Consider the following 18,491-nt stretch of genomic DNA (forward strand, 5'->3'; position numbering starts at 1 on the left):
GGAGACGACATGTCAAATCGGCTTGAGGGGGTCGCGCATCTTGCGGGGCAGACGCTTCGAACGGTGAGCTATGCCGCGCTCTACCGATATACGACGCGACGTTCACTCGCGCTTGGCGCGGATGTCGGCAAGGTGCAGCTTACGAAACCGGCGCCGGGTCTTTTCCCGTTGGTGCAGGACGTGCTGAAGCTTCAGGCGAGGGACGCGAAAGCTGTGGCCGACGGGCTTTATCCGATTCCGCAGGAGGAAAGCGGATCGTTCGCCGAGCGGATCGAATCCGTGCGCCGCATGCTCGACGACCTGCCGCAATCGGCGGAGCGGCGCGCGGAGAAGCGGTTCGACGAGGCGGCGTCGCTTCCCGAGGCGCAGGGGCTGCCCGCCTATTACACGCAGAACTTTCACTATCAGTCCGGCGGTTGGCTGACGGTCGATTCGGCGAAGCTTTACGACATTCAGGTGGAGACGCTGTTCATGGGGGCGGCGGGTGCGATGCGGCGACAGGCCATTCCGCCCATCGCCGATTTCGTGAAGGGCCGCGACCAGCGCCGGCTTCGTCTCGTGGATGTCGCATGCGGCAGCGGTCGCTTCCTTGGGCAACTCGCGCAGGCGTTTCCCGCGCTGCCGATAACCGGCACGGACCTCAGCCAGGCTTATCTCGACGAGGCGGCCCGCTTCCTCAGCGATCGGCGGACCATCGGCTTCCGCCAGGCGAACGCCGAAGCGCTTCCCTTTGAGACGGGGAGCTATGACATCGCGACGTGCATTTATCTTTTCCACGAACTGCCGCACGACGTGCGTCGACGCGTGGCGGGTGAGATTGCCCGCATCCTGAAGCCCGGCGGGTTGTTCGTGTTTGTCGACTCGATCCAGTGGGGCGACGTTGACGGCTACGACGGCCTGCTCGAAGCCTTTCCGCAGCGCTTCCACGAACCGTATTTCCTCGATTATTGCGCCGACGACCTCACCGGCGCGACCGGGGTTTTCGCCGAATCGGGCTTCGAGGTTCGCGACGCGTTTCCGGCCTTCCTGTCGAAGGTCGTGGTGTGTGCGAAGAAGAGCGCGAGCTAGCGATCAGGCGCATACCTTTGGCGACCTTGAGAAACAACATCGTGGCGGTGGCGTAAGCGCTCGCTCACCACATATATACGAATGAAAAGTAGATATATAACACGACAGTGTTTCGGGAGACGCGCATGAGAACCCCGCTCAATCGGAAGGAAAAGCGGCCCGTCCCGAGCCAGGCCGGGAGAACCGCTATCGTAACCGGCGCAAGTTCCGGCATCGGCCTTTATACTGCGCTCGGCCTCGCAAAGGCGGGGGCGAAAGTGATTCTGGTCTGCCGCAGCCAGGCGCGCGGCGAGGATGCGAAGCGGCTGATCGCGCGGCAGAGCGGCAACGAACCGGATCTGGTGCTCGCGGATTTTGCGAGTCTGAAGTCCGTTCACAACGCGGCGAAGCGCATCGCCGATGGTTATAATGAAATCCACATCCTCGTGAACAATGTCGGCGCCTTCGCGCCTATCCGTGAACTGACGGTCGACGGCTACGAAACGACCTTCGCCGTGAATCACCTCGCGCCGTTCTTGTTCACGAACACGCTCATTCCGACGCTCGCGGGCAGCGGCGAGGAACGCCGCAAGGCGCGCATCGTGACCGTGGCCTCGAACGCCTCCAATCGCGCCTCCATCGATTTCGGCGACCTCATGGCGAGCCGCCGCTACAGCGTGTTCGGCGCCTATGCGCAATCGAAGCTGGCGAATGTGCTTTTCACGGTGGAGCTTGCGCGCCGCCTTCCACCGAAGCCCGTGACGGCGAACTGTCTGCATCCGGGCGTCGTTGGGACGGGTATCGGCAATCTGGGCGGTGTTATGGGTGCGGCGTGGTCGCTTTTGAAGCCGCTGGTGCTTACGCCAGAGCAGGGGGCGGAAAACTCGCTCTATGTCGCGACCGCGCCGGAAATTGAAGGCAAGAGCGGGCTTTACTTCGTGAAAGAGCGCCCAGCACGGCCGAACCCCATCGCGGAAGACGCCCACGCCGCGCGGCGGCTGTGGACGGAAAGCGAGCGTCTCGTCGAGGCCGCGCTTGAGAAGACGCATGCTTCGGCGTGAGCTTGGCGGGCGTTGGGAGCGAACGCTGAAGCACGAAAGACGCCCAGCGCTTTACGTCGGGCGTCGCAGCCTGAGGACGCGATCAGGATCGTTATCGCGCCCGTGAGATTCGGAAGCGGGTTTTAAACCCTCGTGCCGTAAACACACGCGGCGCAACGCTGGAAGTATTCCGTCGTCGATCAGCTTTTCTGCCTCAAAACCGAATTTCTTCAACGCAGGGCGATCTAGTGGTCCAATCAGTCTCGAACGCCAACGATAATCAGCATCCCTTTCAAGCAGCACTTGAGTGACCTTACGACCACTAGCATAATTCTAGAGAAGCTTCGATTTGACATTTGAGCGGGAACTCGCGTTACCGCATCTCAAATGTCAAATTCGCTCCACTAGCTCGCGACGCGAACCGGGCGCATCAGGAAGGCTGGCACATGATCGCCAAGCCCGACGACCGGGGCGGATGTTGCGGGCGGGAGCAGTTCGCGATGATAGCGCGACACGCTCGAACCATCGCCATTGCGTCGGTTGCGCGCGGGGCGCTCTGCGGTTGCAGCGGCGGGTGCCGAGCGAACTTCACCAGCCGGTTCCGCACGTTGACGGATCGGGCGAACCTCAGCGGTTTCCCGCGGCTCGGTGGTTGCGACGGCGGCTTCCTTGCTCCGACCTCGTCCGGCACCGCCGCGTTCACCGCGACGTGACCGCTCGCGGCGTTCGCTGAAGTCGGTGGCTGCGAGGTTCTCGGTCGAAGGCTCGCCATCGATCCACTCGATCTTCGCCTTGCAGAGATTTTCGATGGCGCGAACGCCTTTCATCTCCTTCGGCGTAACGATCATGGCGGCGTATCCGTCGCGGCCCGCGCGGCCGGTGCGGCCGATACGATGCACATAATCCTCAGGGCTGATCGGCACGTCGAAGTTGAACACGTGGCTCACTTCGGGGATGTCGAGGCCGCGCGCGGCGACGTCGGACGCCGCCAGGTAGGTGATTTCGCCCTTCCGGAAGGCTTCGAGCGTCGCCGTGCGTTGGCGCTGGTCGAGATCGCCGTGGAGAGCACCCGCGTTGAAGCCATGCTTGACGAGGGACTTATGAAGAACGGCGACATCGCGCTTGCGATTGCAGAAGATGATCGCGTTCTGGATCGTAGAGACCTCGGATCGCATCAGCTCGCGGAGCACGTGGCGCTTCGTCTTCGAATCGGCGGGGGAGAATTTGAGCTTCTGCGTGATGTTTTTCGCCGCAGTAGCCGGGGCGCTGACGCGGACCTGCTCGGGGTTCTTGAGGAACTGGTCGGTCAACTTCTGGATTTCTGGCGGCATGGTCGCCGAGAAGAACAGCGTCTGCCGCGAGGGCGGAAGCAGCTTGCAGATACGCTCGATGTCGGGGATGAAGCCCATGTCGAGCATGCGGTCCGCTTCGTCGATGACGAGGTAATCGACCGCGTTCATGAGAAGCTTGCCGCGTCCGAAATGGTCGAGCAACCGTCCCGGCGTTGCGATGAGAATGTCCGCACCGCGTTCGAGCTTCTTTTCCTGATCGTCGAAGGACACGCCGCCGATGAGAAGCGCGACCGTGAGCTTGTGCTGCGAACCGAGCGTCTCGAAGGCTTCGGCTACCTGCGCTGCCAGTTCGCGCGTCGGCTCAAGGATGAGCGAGCGCGGCATGCGGGCGCGGGCGCGCCCCTGTTCGAGCATGTTCAGCAGCGGTAGAACGAAGGAGGCCGTCTTGCCAGTTCCCGTCTGGGCGATGCCGACGACATCGCGGCCCTCTAGGGCGAAGGGGATTGCCTGGGCTTGAATTGGGGTGGGTGTGGTATACCCTGCTGCATCGATGGCAGCCAGCACTTTGTCGCTGAGCTTAAGGTCTTTAAAAGTCATATCCCGTTGGGTTTTTGGAACCACGTCATCATGGGTTCAGTGAGTATCATCCGCACAATGCAGATCGATGACAGCATGCGTCAGGCACTAGTATCCAGCGTCGCATTAGCGGGCAGATTGCGACCCACATCGGATTACCATGCTGCCTGGAAGTGCTGCGATGGCAGAATTTCAAGATTCTGCCTTGACGCTTGACGCGAATATGATCGCAACGCCAACCGCAGTCAACCCCGTAACCGGCCGTTTAAGCCCGCGAGTTCCGCTTCGATCAAAAATATGCGAGGGGTGTTGCAAACCGAGAAGAGAGTTCGGCGTCAACCTGACGCTGGGGGCTGGCGAGGGCGGATATTCGATCAAGCTTTGGCTCGGGCTGGCGGAGAGAGAGGGATTCGAACCCTCGAGACGGTTTCCCGCCTACACACTTTCCAGGCGTGCGCCTTCAACCACTCGGCCACCTCTCCAGACGCGCCGGACGAACCGAAGCCGAAGCAGCGCGAGGCCGCACTATAGCGATCAGTGAGACGCCCGCAAGGCCCGATGCGTGGTTTTTTATCGCTCTGTCCGCTTCTTTTTTTGGGGGATGGAGTGGCGATTGGCAATCCGATGGCACCGCTTCTCAACGGTCCCTGCGTCGGCCTCAGGTCGGCGCGTCTCATTGCGATGTGGCATTAAGAAAACAGTCGCAAAGTCGCCGCATTCTTTTTTCGAAGCCTTCTAAAAAGGCCCTCATATTGCCACAACCGAAAGGCCATCTTCGCGCAAGGCTCCCGGCTCCCGGTTGTTGGATTTGACGACGATAGGCTGCGTCACGAGGCGCAGATTTCTCGTAACAAAAAAAGACAAATTAGGGTTGCACAAGCGCGCATCCTTCTTTTTCGGGATCGGCAGTCAAATGAAGTTACGGTATCTCGGCGGCTACACTGCGGCATTCATCGCGGTCGCGTTCGGTTGGTTCATCTTCTCATGGCCATGGCTGTCGGGGGACGTCACGATCCCTTATGACGCGAAGGCGCATTTCCAGCCGCAGCTTCAATTTCTGGCGAACGCGCTCCATACGGGGCAGTCGCCGTTCTGGGCGCCGAATGTGTTCGGCGGATCGCCGCAGATTGCCGATCCGCAATCGTTGATCTTTTCGCCAGCCTTCCTGCTCGCCTACTTTGACGCCGCCCCGAGCTTCAGGCAACTCGATTTCTATTGCTTTCTGTTGCTGGGGTTGAGCGCGGTTTCGGTGCTCATGCTGTTTCGCGACCGGGGCTGGCACCCAGCGGCGGCTGCGGTGGCGGCGCTCGGCGCGGCGTTCGGCGGCTCGGCGATCTGGCGCATCCAGCATATCGCACAGATCGAAGCCTTCGCGTTCTTTTTGCTCTGCCTGTGGTTGCTGGCGCGCGCGCTCGACCGCAAGTCGATCCTCTACGGCACGCTTGCCGGTGTCGCGGCTGCGGGAATGGTCATCCAGCCCGGACAGATCGCGCTGATCGGCGCCTATGTGCTGCTGGGCTACGCGATCCATCACTGGGCGACGGCGCCGCGCTTCTGGCAATCGGTGCGGCAGAGCATCTTGCCGCTCGCTGGGGGAACCATCGCGGCCACGCTCATCGCGGCGGGGCCGATCCTGCTCGCTCTCCTGTTCGTGGAGCATTCGAACCGGCCTGAAATCCCGTTCGACGAGGCGGCGCGCGGCGCGCTGCACCCGGCGTCGCTCCTGACAACGCTCATCCCCGATCTTTTCGGCGTAAAGACCGAGGAGCCCTATTGGGGCCCGGCGAGCATCGAGTGGCCCGCAGACTGGCTCGCGATGACGGAGAACATGGGCCAGCTCTATATCGGCGCGCTGCCGGTGCTTCTGCTGCTCGGCGTCGGCTTCCTCAAGGGGCGCATCTTCGCGCGTGAAATCCGCTTCTTCACGCTCGCCATCTTGGGCCTTCAGCTTTACGCGCTCGGCCGCTATACGGGCGTTTTCACACTCCTCTATTATTATCTGCCGGGCGTGGACATGTTCCGCAGGCCCGCCGACGCGACCTATGCGCTCTGCGCCATGACGGCGATCCTCGGTGGCTACATGCTTCACCGTGTCCTCACCGGCGCGGATGAGTTCACGCGTGAGCAGACGAAGTGGCTCGCGTTCGGGATCGCGGGCTTGTGCCTCACGGGACTTGGTGTCGCGGCTTTCCATGAGCATTTTCGCGACGCGTTGGAGCCGGTGGCGATGGCGCTCGCCGTATTCGCGGTCGGATGGGGCACGCTTGTCTTCGCGCGACGGCATGCAGCAGGGCAGGGCGCGTTGGCCGTCCTCGCTCTTGCCGGTTTCATGACGGCAGATCTCGTCATCAACAACGGTCCCAATCGCTCGACCGCGTTGCCGCCCTCCACCTATGACGAGTTGCGCGTGGATTCGAAGAACGAGACGCTCGCGCTGCTGAAGGAGCGGCTGTCACAGCCTCCCGGATCGGCGCGGCGCGACCGCGTGGAACTTGTCGGTCTCGGGTTCGAATGGCCAAACACGAGCCTCGTTCACGGCTTCGACCACTCGCTCGGATACAATCCGCTGCGCATAGCGGAGTTCGTGGAGGCGATGGGCGACGTGGAAACGACCGCGGAAACCTATCAGCGCGACTTCACGCCGCTGTTCCCATCCTACCGCTCGACGCTCGCCGACATGATGGGCATTCGCTATATTGCCATCGACGAGCCGATCGAGCACCTCGACAAGCAGTTGAAACCGGGTGATGTCCAACTCGTTGCGCACACGAAAGATGCCTACGTTTATGAGAACCCGCGCGCGTTGCCGCGTGTGCTCTTCGCCTTCGACTGGCAGCCCGCGAACTTCACGCAGCTCAAGAAGGATGGCCGCTGGCCCGTCTTCGATCCACGGCGCACGGTGCTGTTCCACGCCGAACGTCCGCAAATGGTCATCCTGCCGCCGAAACCTGTGTCCATGCCGGAGGCGCGGACTGCGCTCCGGACCTATCAGAATACTATCGTCGAGGTGGAGGTCGAAACGCCTGCGGCCGGTTTCGTCGTCCTGAATGACAACTGGCATCCCTGGTGGTTTGGAACAGTTGACGGCAAGCCAGCCGACATCTACCGCGCGAACGTCCTGTTCCGTGCGATCCAGGTGCCTGCGGGCAAGCATCTCGTGCGTTTTGAATTCAAGCCGGTGGAAGGCGCGATCAGGGAAGTCCGCGCGCGCCTCGAAGGGAAATCGCTGGAGCCGGGCCTGCCGCAGCGGACGCCGCGGATCAGGCCTGAGGCCAGCCTGCCGGTTGCGCCGAGGCCCGCTGGCTAAGCGCGGCGAAGGCGGGACTGCGCAGCCAGTCATACTCCCGGATGCGGGCGGCTCTGATGGGATCGCTGTCCGCGTCGCCGCCGCCGGGCTTGGCCACATGGCACATGATGAGAGGCCATGCGCCGGCCGCGCTGTCGAGCCATCCCTGCCAGAGTTGCGGAAGGCTCGCTTTTTCTGAGAAGTCGTAAACGCCTGCGAAATCCGTGTTGGTGATGTGGCCGTGCTCCTCGGCTAGCTTCGAGAGCCGCTCGGCCCCAGTTCGGGCGATCACGGCCGCCTTCGTGCCGCGCTTGATCTTCGGCGTGCAGATGCGAAGGCCGATGAGCCGCGCATTGCCTGCGTAACGATCGGACAGCACGTCCACGAGAACTTCCGCCACGCCGGGCAGATGATGCACGTGCTGGTGGCCGTCTACGAAATGCGGCGCTGCGCCCATGCCCTCCTCATAGATAAGAAGCTGCTTCGCGATGGCCTGACGCACGAGCTTGAGATCGAGGCGGCGCGCATGGGACAAGGCGATGAGCGTCGGTAGGCGATGGTCCGCCCTCTTGCCTTCCGCGAACGGACTGGTGAGGTCGAGATGCAGGCCGCGAGACAGCGGCGCGTTCCTCAGCGAGCGCGCCGCGACCATCCATCGCGGCGAAAGCACCATGGCGCTCGCGGCGGTCACGACACCCTTGTCGGCCAGTTCGAGGATCGCGGCGTCTACGCGGTCGTCCAGCGCGTAGTCGTCCGCGTTGATAATGATGTTTTTCATGAGAGCTAGCCTTGCGGCTGAGCGAAGGCCCAGAGCTTCGAGAGGAGGAACGTGGCGACAGCGACACCCAAAATCACGGCCGCAAGCATTGGAAGATAATAGGTCGAGCCGAATACGCGCAAGAGCTCCGCGTAGGCGGCCTGATTGATCGCAAACCCGGCGAAAGCGACAGCGAAGAAGCGCCGCCTGGCCACGCCGAGGCTCTCACGTGACACGGGAAAGGTAAAGCGCGAATGACCTGCGAAACTCACAAAGAAGGCCACGCCGAAACCGATCACGTTCGCGGCGAGCGGCGGAAGGAGGAGAAGTTCAACCACCAGCGCGACGACGCCAAGATGCGTGAGCGCGGCGGCGCAGCCGACGGCGACGAAAATCGCGATCTGCCGCATTACGAATGCCTGCCCGTTTCGGTTTCGGAGGCCCGCGCGTCGGCTACGAAAGCGGACGCGTCGTAGACCGGAGAGGCCGCATGCGGTGGCGACTTCACGCGGCTGTCCTCTGCGACGATGTAGATCGGGCGCTGCTTGGCTTCCTCGAAGGTGCGTCCGAGATATTCCGCGATGACGCCGAGCGCCAGAAGTTGCACCCCCGACAGGAACATCATGCCAACGGCTAGCGTCGGCCAGCCCGGCACGCGGCCGCCCACCACATAGTGCTCGAAAAGGAGGTAGCAGCCGTAAAGGAAGGCGGTGCTCGATATGACGAGCCCGGTCAGTGAGACGAGGCGCAGCGGCACGACGCTGAACGAGGTAAGCCCCGTAAAGGCGAGCTTGAAGAGCTGCCGCCAGGTGAATTTCGTCACGCCCGCGACGCGTGGCTCCGGCTGGAACGGCACGAGAACCGTGCGGAAACCGACCCAGGCGAAAAGCCCCTTCATTTGCCGGTTCCGCTCCGGCAGCGCGTTGATGGCATCGACCACCTTGCGGTCGATGAGCCGGAAGTCGCCCGCGTCCGGTGGGATGACCACATGGCTGCCCGCCTGCATCAGCCAGTAATACCCGGCCTTGAAACGGCGTTTCGTCCAGCTTTCGAGGCGCTCGTTCTGCACGCCCGCAACGACCTCAGCGCCTTCGCGCCATTTATCGAGGAACACCGAGATGAGGGCTGGGGGATGCTGGCCGTCAGAATCCATCAGGATGACGGCATCGCCCGCCGCCGTCCTGAGCCCCGCCGACAACGCCGCCTCCTTGCCGAAATTGCGCGAAAAGCGAACGTAGCGGAGCGAGGGCTGCTTCGCGCAAAGGTCGAGCATCACTTCGCGCGTGCCGTCGGTGCTGCCGTCATCGATGACCACGATTTCATGCGCGAAGCCGGTATTTGCGAGCGCATGCAGAATGGAAGAGACGACAACGGGCAGCCCTTCGCTTTCATTATAGGCGGGAAGGACGACCGAGATCAGTGTGGGGCGACGCGTATCCATGGACACTCTGAGAAAGCGCTCTAGCGCAACTCACTTAGCTTATGACGCGCTCCACTGCAATCAATGGGCGTCGCACCGCCTCTTCGCCTAATTGGTGAGCTTCAGAGCGGCAAGGTCGATCGAAAGCTTCACGTCCTTCTCGACCGCATATCCCGCGACCGATTGCGGACCGACGCCGTATTCGAGGCGGTCGATGACCGTCTCGCCTTTGACGGATGCCGCGCCATTCGCCGCAGCAATCGAGAATGGCAGCGACACCGGCTTCGCGACACCCCTCAGTGTGAGGCGTCCGGCGAGCACATATTTGCCCTTTCCGGCGGGCTTGGCGCCGCTCGCCACGAACTCGGCCGTGGGAAAGCGCGCCGGGTCGAAGAAGTCGGGCGACAGAAGCGCCTGATCGACGTCGGCTTGACCCGTATTAACGCTTCTCACGTCGATCAGGACGCGGACCGACGTCTGCTCGGGCAAGGCCGGATCGAACTCGACTTCCGATTTGAATGCCCTGAACGTGCCTTTCGTAGTGAAGCCGCTGCCGGTCGCCTCGAAGGCAATCGCGCTCTTCTGGGGGTCGACACTCCATTCGGTCGCCCGCGCATCGTTCGCGCCAAGGAGCGCAACCGAGCCCGCAGCCATCACCGCGAAGGCCGCCGCTGCGCTACGGCCGAAAAAGCGCGGTGCCATGCGCGACCAGATGCCGTCACCCCTGATTGCGTGCCAGATCGTCGCCAGCACGTGCAAGCCGATCATCCCGGCAAGGCCGAAGGCCGCGAACTCATGCACTTCTTCAAGCGCGTGATGGATGCTCTTCTTTTCGTCCGGGCCGAGCGCCGCGAACCAAGGCAGGAGCGGGAAGGGTTGGCCGAACAGCAGCGAAGGCTTGTCCGAGGTCGAAATGAGCGCCCAGCCGGAAACCGCGATCAGGAAGATAAGGCCGTAAAGCGCGAGATGGCCCAGCGCCGCGCCGAGCTTTTCCAACCCCGACATGGTTGCTGGCTCAGGCGGCGTCGCGGTGAGCCCGCGCCACAACACGCGCAGAACCATCAGCGCGAGGATCGTGAAGCCGAGCGACTTGTGCAGATTGTAGGCCTGAATTTTTTCGACGACATTCTCGATGCCGCCCATCGTCCAGCCGAGGCCGAGCATGAATAGAATGAGGGCTGCTATCACCCAATGCAGGACTTTCAGCCCTGCGGCATAGTCTTGGCGTATCATGATGACGCTGTCTCCTTACCACTTGCCGATGTTGGGCAACGATTTCCACGGTTCGGCGGGCGCGAGAGGCGCGCCTTTCTGCAAGAGTTCAATGGAAATGCTGTCCGGCGAACGAATGAATGCCATATTCCCGTCTCGCGGCGGCCGGTTGATCGTCACGCCCGCGTCGGCGAGACGTTGGCATGTTTCGTAGATGTTTTCGACTTCGTAGGCGAGATGGCCGAAATTGCGGCCTTCGCCGTATTTTTCCGCATCCCAGTTATAAGTGAGTTCCAAGAGCGCGCTCTCGTCTCCGGGCGCGGCGAGGAACACGAGGGTGAAGCGTCCCTCCGGCCGTTCGAGGCGGCGCACCTCCCGCAGGCCGAGCTTGTTGACATAGAAGTCGAGCGACTGATCGAGGTCCGTCACGCGGACCATGGTATGCAGATATTTCATTCGAGCCTCCAACTTGACCGTCATTTAAGCATGATAGCCCGCGCCGCAACCCGTTTGAGGGCTTAGGTTACAATCATGACCGTTATGCAAATGAGTCTTTCAACAGGTGTGGATAGCGGGGGGCCGCAATCGCCATCGGAAGCCGCATGCCATTGATTCGCTGGCGGTGTCTGGGGTCAAGGATTCCTTTTCGTCATCCGCCACCTGTCAAGAAAGCTTCGCAAAAGGTCCGTCGCCGGGGGCGATGTGGATTTATGTCACATTTTTGTCAAAGTTTAACACGGAATATCAATCACTTGCAGCGGTGAGGGCCGGCTGCAGGTAAGGCAGACCGCGTCGAGCGTTGGGGAAAGAGTTAATTTTCTCTAGCCTCGGTGGCGTGGAATGTTATGTTTCGGATGTGAGTTGGCGGGCGTTGAGGTCTTGGGCGAGATCTTTGCGGTCGCCACGTATTTTCAGTGAAGCGGGGGACTACAAAATGGGGGACAATTTACCTCCAACCATTACTTCGTTTAACGACATCGCAGAGCAACCAAGCATAGACGTCTTCGTGATCGCAGGCCACATCAAGTGGTTCGACGTGTCCAAGGGCTTCGGCTTCATCGTCCCTGACGGTGGTCTGCCCGACATCCTGATTCACGTCACCGTTCTGCGGCGGGACGGATATCAGACTGCGTATGAAGGCGCCCGAATTGTCTGCGAAGTCTTGCGGCGCGACCGTGGACTTCAGGCGTTCCGTGTGATCGAGATGGACGAGAGTACCGCCATCCATCCCTCGCAACTGCCCCAGCGGACACACGTCCATGTGGTTCCGGAAAGCGATTGGCAACGGGCCATGGTGAAGTGGTTCAACCGTCTCAAGGGCTTCGGGTTTCTCACCCGCGGTGCCGGGACGGAAGACATCTTCGTCCATATGGAGACGCTCCGTCGCTTCGGGTTTGCCGAGCTTCGCCCTGGACAAATCGTTCAGGTGCGTTATGGCCATGGCGACAAGGGCCTCATGGCTGCGGAGCTTCGTCCCGACGGCACGATGGGCTACCCGTCCTCGCATTAAGGGATCATGACCCCCAATGACCAAGGGTCGACCAAATATCACGAGGGCCGCGCTTGCGGCCCTTCTCTTTTTGAGCTCTCCTGTTCTCAGCCGGGCAATCATGGCACCAGCATATGGAGACGTTCTTTTCAATCGGGCAAGCCTGACTATCGAGACTGCGAACGGGCCCGTGCTTCTGGATGTCGAAATTGCCGACACCGATCCGAAGCGCGAACAGGGACTCATGTTCCGCCGCTCGCTTTCCGAAAATCAGGGGATGATCTTCCTGTTCGGCCGGGAGCGCGAAATCACGATGTGGATGAAGAATACCTTCATTCCGCTCGACATGGTTTTCATTGGGGATGACTGGCGGGTCGTCTCCATCGCGCAGAACGCCGAGCCATTTTCAACCGACGTGATCTCCTCGCGCCGGCCCGCGTCTCGCGTGCTCGAAATCGGCGCAGGGCAGGCGAAGAAGCTCGGGCTCAAGGTTGGCGACCGCGTTTCACTGAAGAAGTGAGGCTATGATGATGCAGAACCGGCGTTTCAATCTCGAAAGAGAGAAGGCGCCTCCAATCAATTGGCGGCGTGGCATGATCCGGCTTTGGATCCTGGCGTCGGCGGCCTGGATCATGGGCTGGTCTCTCTATTTTGCCATCGAATTCATCAATGGCGAAACCCGGCAGGAACTGCTCAGCATTCCGGTCGTGCTGTTTGGGCCGCCGTTGGCGCTGTTCCTCTTCGGCCTAGCCACCAGATGGGCCTTTCGCGGCTTCGAAACCGACGAACAAGCCTGAGCTTTGAGGTGGCGGATGCCATTCCGCCGCTCGTGATTGTGCGAGTCTTGCAGACGGCCCGCTTTGACCGCTCGGCCTGTCGACTTGAACTCCTCCGCAAACGCTTTAGATGTTGGCGTCAGCGAAGGGGAGAGCAATGAGCGGCGAGACAATTTCGGTTCCGGCGGAGTGGGCGCGGCAGAAGGCGATCTGGACCGCGTGGCCCGCCGATCCGGGTGAGTGGAACGGCGACCTCGCGACGCCGCGCGCCGACGTTGCGGCCTTGGTGCGCGCGTTAGCGGATGGCAATACGGTGCGGTTGCTCGTGAACGGCGCCGAAGCCGAGGCGTCGGCACGTGCGGCGCTTGCCGGCGCGGCCGAGATCGTGCCCGCGCGCTACGGCGACATCTGGCTGCGGGACACCGGGCCGATTTTCGCGCGCCGTTCTGACCGCGCCGGGACAAGCGAAAAGATCGCGCTGCGCTTTGCGACCAACAGTTGGGGCGGCAAGTTCGACCTGCCGGACGACGCGACTGTGGGCGACGAGATCGCGCGGCTCGCGGGCACGCCTGTGCGTCGCTTCGATTTCGTCCTGGAAGGCGGCGCCATCGACCACGACGGCGAGGGCACCGTGCTCACCACGCGCCAGACAACGCTCAACCCCAACCGCAACGGCTGGACGCGACCCGAGGCCGAGGCGGCGCTCGCGACCGCCCTCGGCGCGAAAAAAATCATCTGGATCGACGAGGGTCTGGCGAACGACCACACCGATGGCCATATCGACAACATAGCGCGGTTCGCTGCGCCGGGCGTCGTCGTCTGCCAAGCGCCAGCAGGCGACGACGATCCCAACGCCGCAACGCTAGACGCCATCGCGGCGACGCTCGAAGCGGCAACGGACGCCAGCGGCGCAAAGCTCAATGTGGTGCGCGTGCCGGGCGTCGGCCGCTACCGCAACGCCATCGGCGAAATTTCGCCCGCGTCGCACATGAATTTCATCATCGCGAACGGCGTCGTCGTGGTTCCGGTTTACGGCACAGCTTCCGAGGATGCGGCGCTCGGCGCACTCCGCGAGGTGTTCCGCGGCCGCCGCGTCATAGGCGTGCCCTCGCGCGGGCTCCTCGGCTTCGGCGACGCGGGCGGCGGCTCATTCCATTGCATCACCCAACAGGAACCGGCGTAATGGCAAAGCTCACGGTTGCGGCGATCCAGACCGCCTATGGCCCGGACATCGCTGAGAACATCGCGAAGACGGAACTGTTCGTGCGCGAGGCCGCCGCGCTCGATGCGCAGATCGTGCTGCCGTCTGAGCTGTTTCAGGGCATCTATTTCTGCTCGCGGCAGGATCCGAAATGGTTCGGCACGGCCTACCCGACGCGCGAGCACCCGTGCGTCCGCGCGCTGGCTAAGCTCGCCGGTGAACTCGGCATCGTGATTCCGATCTCCTTCTTCGAGAAGGACGGCCCCGCCTATTACAACAGCGTCGCCATCGCGGACGCGGACGGCGAGGTGCTCGGCGTCTATCGTAAGAGCCACATCCCGGACGGCCCCGGCTATCAGGAAAAATATTACTTCCGGCCTGGCAACACCGGATTCAAGGCGTGGAAGACGCGCTTCGCGACCATAGGCGTCGGCATCTGCTGGGACCAGTGGTTCCCCGAGGCGGCGCGCGCCATGGCGCTACAGGGCGCGGACGTGCTGTTCTACCCCACCGCCATCGGGTCCGAGCCCTACGACACCGCGCTCGACACGCACCGCCGCTGGCAGCGCGCGATGCAGGGCCATGCCGTGTCGAACGCCATCCCCGTGGTGGCGGCGAACCGCATCGGGCTTGAGGATAACGACGGCGCGGTGCAGCGCTTCTACGGCCACAGCTTCATCGCCGACCACACGGGCGAGTTCGCCGCGGACTTCGGCGACACGGACGAGGGCGTGCTGGTGGCAAGCTTCGACCTCGCGGAGATCGAGGAATACCGAGCCGACTGGGGGTTTTTCCGGGATCGGCGCGCCGGGCTTTATGGGGGGTTGGTGGAGTAAAGAGGAGCGCCCCCTTTTTCGTCGCGCGAAACCAGGCGAAGGGGGCGACGTCCAAACCTAACGACCGGCTATCAGTAGCAATAGCGCGGATGCGCCCGGACCCAAACGCCATCGGGGCGTTGCAGATAGCAGCCTTCGCGATAGTAATAATAGCCGCTGCGGCGGCGTTCGCCTTCGGCGGCGATAGCGGCTCCGGTTCCCGCACCGACGATAGCGCCGATGGCGGCTCCGCGGCCACCGCCCACCGCACCACCCAGGATTGCGCCCGCCGCACCGCCAAACAGCGCGCCGCCGAGAGCATCCTGCGCGCTCGCTTCATGCGCCGGCATCGTTGCCGCCAACCCCAACATCGCCGCTAGTCCGATTTTCTTAAGCATTTCTGCTTCCCCTTTCCGACGTTCGCGGCTGCACACCTTGCACCCGCTCGGTGGTCGACGCCTTGAACAGAAGCGAATTCTGTTGAGATGTGCGGTTCACGTTACGTTACTGGCTACAAACCGATTTAACCAAGTGTCGCGCGAAATTTGGTCAAGAGTAAGACTTAGCGGGACGACGCTCATCGCCGAGACACGGGCGAGTTCGTCGCGGACTTCACCGACGCGGACGAGGCTTTATGGGGGGCTGGTGGAGTAGCTTGAAAAGTGCGCGTTCAGTCGTGCGCATACGCGGCCGCCATCAACTCTGCACATGCATCAGCAGCCTCGCTCATGCCGTCTTAAAAAGATGCTGAAACTGGAATGTTCGAACGTTATATTCCCTCCCGGGCTACAGGGATGGGGAATAATGCGCACTTTAGCGATGTTTTTATGTATTGCGGGGCTATGCGGATGCGCTGGCAACACGATTACGCAGCAAGGCTCTTCTTTCAATAGTTCCGAGACCGCAGCTTTGGTGCCGTTCTCGGTGGAACTCGTCGGTGTGCCTTGCAAGAATATTGTCGTCGATTTTGCCGTCAAAACCTCGACGGGGTACCGCTTTGTCCGGAATGCGGGCGTCAAGCTTTGGCTCACCGGAGTCGATGAGGACTCTCCCAGAGTTTACAATTTTGAACCCGGTGAATATTATATCGCTGCAGTTTCATGTAATTGGGATAATAAGAAGGTCGATTTATTTCCCAAAAATGGCATATGGGATGCAGAGTATCGTTATTCTTACGCTTACTTTCTTGTACCGCCGACTAATATGGTCAATATTGGGAAGCTTCGCATCTCTATTGGTTTTGATAACACGATTAAGTCGATAGATGTCGTTGATCTGTCACCTGCTATGCACACGGCCTTAAAACAACAACATCCAAATAAATATGCAAAAATGGAAACGCATTTTATGGCTCCGACTGTAGAGGCCATAGGCACAGAAGTCAAAGCAACGGAAACCGTTCTTTATTATCGAGGTCAGCGTCTCAACTAAATATCTATACCAAAACCTTCCCCGGGTTCATCACCCCCCTCGGATCAAACGCCGCCTTGATACCCCGCAGCAGCGCCATCTCGGCGGGTGATTTGATCGCCGCCAGCGCGTCGACCTTCATGCGGCCGATGCCGTGCTCGGCGCTGATCGAACCGCCATATTTCAGCGCGATACCGTGCACCATCGCCTGCATCTCGTCCCAGCGCGCGAGATAGGCCGCCCTCCGCGCATCCTTGTCCGCAGCCGTGTCGCCGCCCACGGGCTGGCTCACGTTGAAATGGATGTTGCCGTCGCCGAAATGGCCGAACGGCACGGGCCGCGCGCCGGGCACGAGCGCCTCGACGGCGGCAGTCGCCTCGGCAATGAAGGCGGGGATGAGCGCCACCGGCACGGACACATCGTGCTTGATGCTGCCGCCCTCGTATTTCTGCGCTTCGACGATGGCCTCGCGCAGCCGCCAGAAGTCGCGCGCCTGCGCTTCAGATGCGGCGACGGCGGCGTCGGCGACGGTGCCCGCTTCCATCGCAGCTTCGAGGATCGACAGCGCGGCGCGCTGGGCCACGCCGTTAGCCAGCGGCGAGGAAATTTCGACGAGCGCGTACCAGGGATAGTGCGCGGCAAGCGGGTCGCGGTGCTGCGGCAGATGGCGGAAAACGAAATCGAGGATGGCGCGCGGGATCAGCTCGAACGCGGTGAGCAGCGGCCCCGCGCCTTCGCTCGCGCGGCTGAAGAACGCGCCCGCCGCATCGAGCGAGGGCAAGCCGACGAAGGCGGTCGCGACCTCGGCAGGCTGCGGAAACAGCTTCAGCGTCGCCGCCGTGATGACAGCGAGCGTGCCTTCCGAGCCGATGAGCAGGCTTTTCAGATCGTAGCCGGTGTTGTCCTTGCGAAGCCCCTTCAGCCCGCGGATCACCGCGCCGCCGGGCAGCACCGCTTCGAGGCCGAGCACGAGATCGCGCATGTTGCCGTAGCGGAGCACATGCACGCCGCCCGCGTTCGATGCGATGTTGCCGCCGATCTGACACGAGCCTTCCGAACCGAGGCTCAGCGGAAACAGGCGCCCCGCAGCGGCGGCAGCCTCCTGAACGGCTGCGAGCGTTGCGCCCGCCTCGACGGTGAGCGTGTTGCCCGCCGCGTCCACCTCGCGGATGCGATTCATGCGCGAAAGGCTCAGGATGATTTCGCCGCCGAACGGCACCTGTCCGCCGACGAGCCCCGTATTGCCGCCCTGCGGCACGATCGCGATGCGCTCCTCATGGGCGAGATGCAGGATCGCGGAAATCTGCTCGACGGTCGCCGGGCGCAGGACCAGCGGCGACACGCCGTGATAAAGGCCGCGCGGCTCCTGCGTGTAGGGGAGGATCTCCGACGGCGCTTCCAGTGCGCCATGCGGCCCAGCCAGCGAGGCGAATTTTGCGGCGAGGCCAGCCGTCAGCGGCTTCAGATCAGGGTGCACGCGCGCCGCCTTTCGGTCGCTCCGCGCCCGCCCGTCTTTCCGCTTCGAGCGCCTCGAACTGCGCGAGGAAAGCCGCTTGCGCCGCGGATGCGTCCACGGGTTCCGGACGCCGAAGCATCGCCGGCCATTCGATGCCGAGCGTGTCCGGATCGCCGAAGCATGCGCGCGCGTCGGACGCAGCAAACCCCGCAAGCTCGGTCGCCTCGAAGAAGGCCGCGATCTTGTCGGCGCGCTTGATGGCTTGGGTGACGCCTTGGGCAAGCTCCGGCGGCAGGCCGAAACGAATGTGAACCGTTCGCTGGATGCGCAGCTCGAAGGTCTTGTAGGTCTTGCCCATCGCGGCCTTGAAGGGGCTGATGAGATCGCCGACCACATATTCCGGCGCGTCGTGCAGCAGCGCGGCCATGCGAAAATGCGGCCCGGCGGCGGGTTTGATGAGGGCTGCGATCTGTTCCACGAGCACGCAATGCTGCGCGACGGAGAAGGCATGCGCGCCCTTCGTCTGACCGTTCCAGCGGGCGACGCGGGCCAGCCCGTGCGCGATGTCGCCAATCTCGATATCGAGCGGCGAAGGGTCCAGCAGGTCGAGGCGGCGGCCCGAAAGCATGCGCTGCCAGGCGCGGCTTTGGCGGTGCACGACGAGCGGCTGGGGGGCAAGTTTTTGCTGCATCGCGAATCCTTTTCGGGAACAGC

18 protein-coding genes and 1 tRNA gene are annotated in these 18,491 nt (G+C 62.3%); 9 read left to right on the plus strand and 10 right to left on the minus strand.

Annotation, left to right across the window (positions count from 1 at the left end):
• Positions 1 to 9: 9 nt before the first annotated feature.
• Entirely contained in the window at positions 10 to 1,068 is a 1,059-nt protein-coding gene (locus RVAN_RS03805; protein WP_013418444.1) for a class I SAM-dependent methyltransferase, read from the plus strand.
• Positions 1,069 to 1,193: 125 nt separating this feature from the next.
• The gene (locus RVAN_RS03810) at positions 1,194 to 2,108 is read left to right on the plus strand and encodes an SDR family oxidoreductase (protein WP_013418445.1); all 915 of its coding nucleotides are present in this window, start codon (positions 1,194 to 1,196) and stop codon (positions 2,106 to 2,108) included.
• A gap of 383 nt (positions 2,109 to 2,491) precedes the next feature.
• On the opposite strand, the gene RVAN_RS03815 is transcribed toward RVAN_RS03810, so the two are convergent.
• Together RVAN_RS03815 and RVAN_RS03820 are read right to left on the minus strand one after the other, a co-directional pair.
• Positions 2,492 to 3,976: a DEAD/DEAH box helicase gene (locus RVAN_RS03815; protein WP_013418446.1), complete on the minus strand. Its 1,485-nt coding sequence runs from the start codon at positions 3,974 to 3,976 to the stop codon at positions 2,492 to 2,494.
• Positions 3,977 to 4,347: 371 nt separating this feature from the next.
• Positions 4,348 to 4,437 (minus strand) — tRNA-Ser (locus RVAN_RS03820).
• A 431-nt stretch (positions 4,438 to 4,868) separates the two neighbouring features.
• Here RVAN_RS03820 and RVAN_RS03825 point away from each other — a divergent pair.
• Positions 4,869 to 7,262: a hypothetical protein gene (locus RVAN_RS03825; RefSeq protein ID WP_013418447.1), complete on the plus strand. Its 2,394-nt coding sequence runs from the start codon at positions 4,869 to 4,871 to the stop codon at positions 7,260 to 7,262.
• Here the strand turns inward: RVAN_RS03825 and RVAN_RS03830 are convergent.
• The 5 genes from RVAN_RS03830 to RVAN_RS03850 all read right to left on the minus strand — a co-directional run bounded on the left by RVAN_RS03830 (position 7,216) and on the right by RVAN_RS03850 (position 11,086).
• Complete coding sequence (locus RVAN_RS03830; RefSeq protein ID WP_013418448.1) at positions 7,216 to 8,019, minus strand: ChbG/HpnK family deacetylase; 804 nt, start codon at positions 8,017 to 8,019, stop codon at positions 7,216 to 7,218. The genes RVAN_RS03825 and RVAN_RS03830 overlap by 47 nt on opposite strands.
• A 5-nt stretch (positions 8,020 to 8,024) precedes the next feature.
• Positions 8,025 to 8,408: a GtrA family protein gene (locus RVAN_RS03835; RefSeq protein ID WP_013418449.1), complete on the minus strand. Its 384-nt coding sequence runs from the start codon at positions 8,406 to 8,408 to the stop codon at positions 8,025 to 8,027.
• Positions 8,408 to 9,439 (minus strand): glycosyltransferase family 2 protein, encoded by a 1,032-nt coding sequence (locus RVAN_RS03840; protein WP_013418450.1) that lies wholly within the window; start codon positions 9,437 to 9,439, stop codon positions 8,408 to 8,410. The genes RVAN_RS03835 and RVAN_RS03840 overlap by 1 nt, the downstream gene beginning before the upstream one ends.
• An 87-nt stretch (positions 9,440 to 9,526) precedes the next feature.
• Positions 9,527 to 10,651 (minus strand): YceI family protein, encoded by a 1,125-nt coding sequence (locus tag RVAN_RS03845; protein WP_013418451.1) that lies wholly within the window; start codon positions 10,649 to 10,651, stop codon positions 9,527 to 9,529.
• A 15-nt stretch (positions 10,652 to 10,666) separates the two neighbouring features.
• Positions 10,667 to 11,086, minus strand: a complete 420-nt coding sequence (locus RVAN_RS03850; protein WP_013418452.1) for a VOC family protein — start codon at positions 11,084 to 11,086, stop codon at positions 10,667 to 10,669.
• Positions 11,087 to 11,564: 478 nt separating this feature from the next.
• On the opposite strand from RVAN_RS03850, the gene RVAN_RS03855 reads away from it, so the two are divergent.
• The 5 genes from RVAN_RS03855 to aguB all read left to right on the plus strand — a co-directional run bounded on the left by RVAN_RS03855 (position 11,565) and on the right by aguB (position 14,932).
• The gene (locus RVAN_RS03855; protein WP_013418453.1) at positions 11,565 to 12,140 is read left to right on the plus strand and encodes a cold-shock protein; all 576 of its coding nucleotides are present in this window, start codon (positions 11,565 to 11,567) and stop codon (positions 12,138 to 12,140) included.
• 100 nt (positions 12,141 to 12,240) lie between these two features.
• Positions 12,241 to 12,639, plus strand: coding sequence for a DUF192 domain-containing protein (locus RVAN_RS03860; RefSeq protein WP_169309513.1), 399 nt, complete (start codon positions 12,241 to 12,243; stop codon positions 12,637 to 12,639).
• Positions 12,640 to 12,643: 4 nt separating this feature from the next.
• Positions 12,644 to 12,916 (plus strand): hypothetical protein, encoded by a 273-nt coding sequence (locus RVAN_RS03865; protein WP_155942341.1) that lies wholly within the window; start codon positions 12,644 to 12,646, stop codon positions 12,914 to 12,916.
• A gap of 136 nt (positions 12,917 to 13,052) precedes the next feature.
• Positions 13,053 to 14,078, plus strand: a complete 1,026-nt coding sequence (locus RVAN_RS03870) for an agmatine deiminase family protein (protein ID WP_013418456.1) — start codon at positions 13,053 to 13,055, stop codon at positions 14,076 to 14,078.
• On the plus strand, positions 14,078 to 14,932 hold the full coding sequence (aguB, locus tag RVAN_RS03875; RefSeq protein ID WP_013418457.1) for an N-carbamoylputrescine amidase: 855 nt from the start codon (positions 14,078 to 14,080) through the stop codon (positions 14,930 to 14,932). Before RVAN_RS03870 ends, aguB begins: the two co-directional genes overlap by 1 nt.
• Positions 14,933 to 15,003: 71 nt before the next feature.
• On the opposite strand, the gene RVAN_RS03880 is transcribed toward aguB, so the two are convergent.
• Entirely contained in the window at positions 15,004 to 15,309 is a 306-nt protein-coding gene (locus RVAN_RS03880; protein WP_013418458.1) for a glycine zipper domain-containing protein, read from the minus strand.
• A gap of 406 nt (positions 15,310 to 15,715) precedes the next feature.
• Between RVAN_RS03880 and RVAN_RS03885 the strand changes: the two genes are divergently transcribed.
• A complete protein-coding gene (locus RVAN_RS03885; protein WP_013418459.1) occupies positions 15,716 to 16,342 on the plus strand; it encodes a hypothetical protein in 627 nt (208 codons plus the stop codon).
• Positions 16,343 to 16,346: 4 nt separating this feature from the next.
• Here RVAN_RS03885 and RVAN_RS03890 read toward each other — a convergent pair whose 3' ends face one another.
• Complete coding sequence (locus tag RVAN_RS03890) at positions 16,347 to 17,798, minus strand: FAD-binding oxidoreductase (protein ID WP_013418460.1); 1,452 nt, start codon at positions 17,796 to 17,798, stop codon at positions 16,347 to 16,349.
• Positions 17,788 to 18,468 carry an HD domain-containing protein gene (locus RVAN_RS20665; protein ID WP_013418461.1) on the minus strand — a complete coding sequence of 227 codons (681 nt, stop codon included), beginning with the start codon at positions 18,466 to 18,468 and terminating at the stop codon, positions 17,788 to 17,790. The genes RVAN_RS03890 and RVAN_RS20665 overlap by 11 nt, the downstream gene beginning before the upstream one ends.
• Positions 18,469 to 18,491 lie beyond the last annotated feature (23 nt).

It is taken from the genome of Rhodomicrobium vannielii ATCC 17100, assembly GCF_000166055.1.
Taxonomy (GTDB): domain Bacteria; phylum Pseudomonadota; class Alphaproteobacteria; order Rhizobiales; family Rhodomicrobiaceae; genus Rhodomicrobium; species Rhodomicrobium vannielii.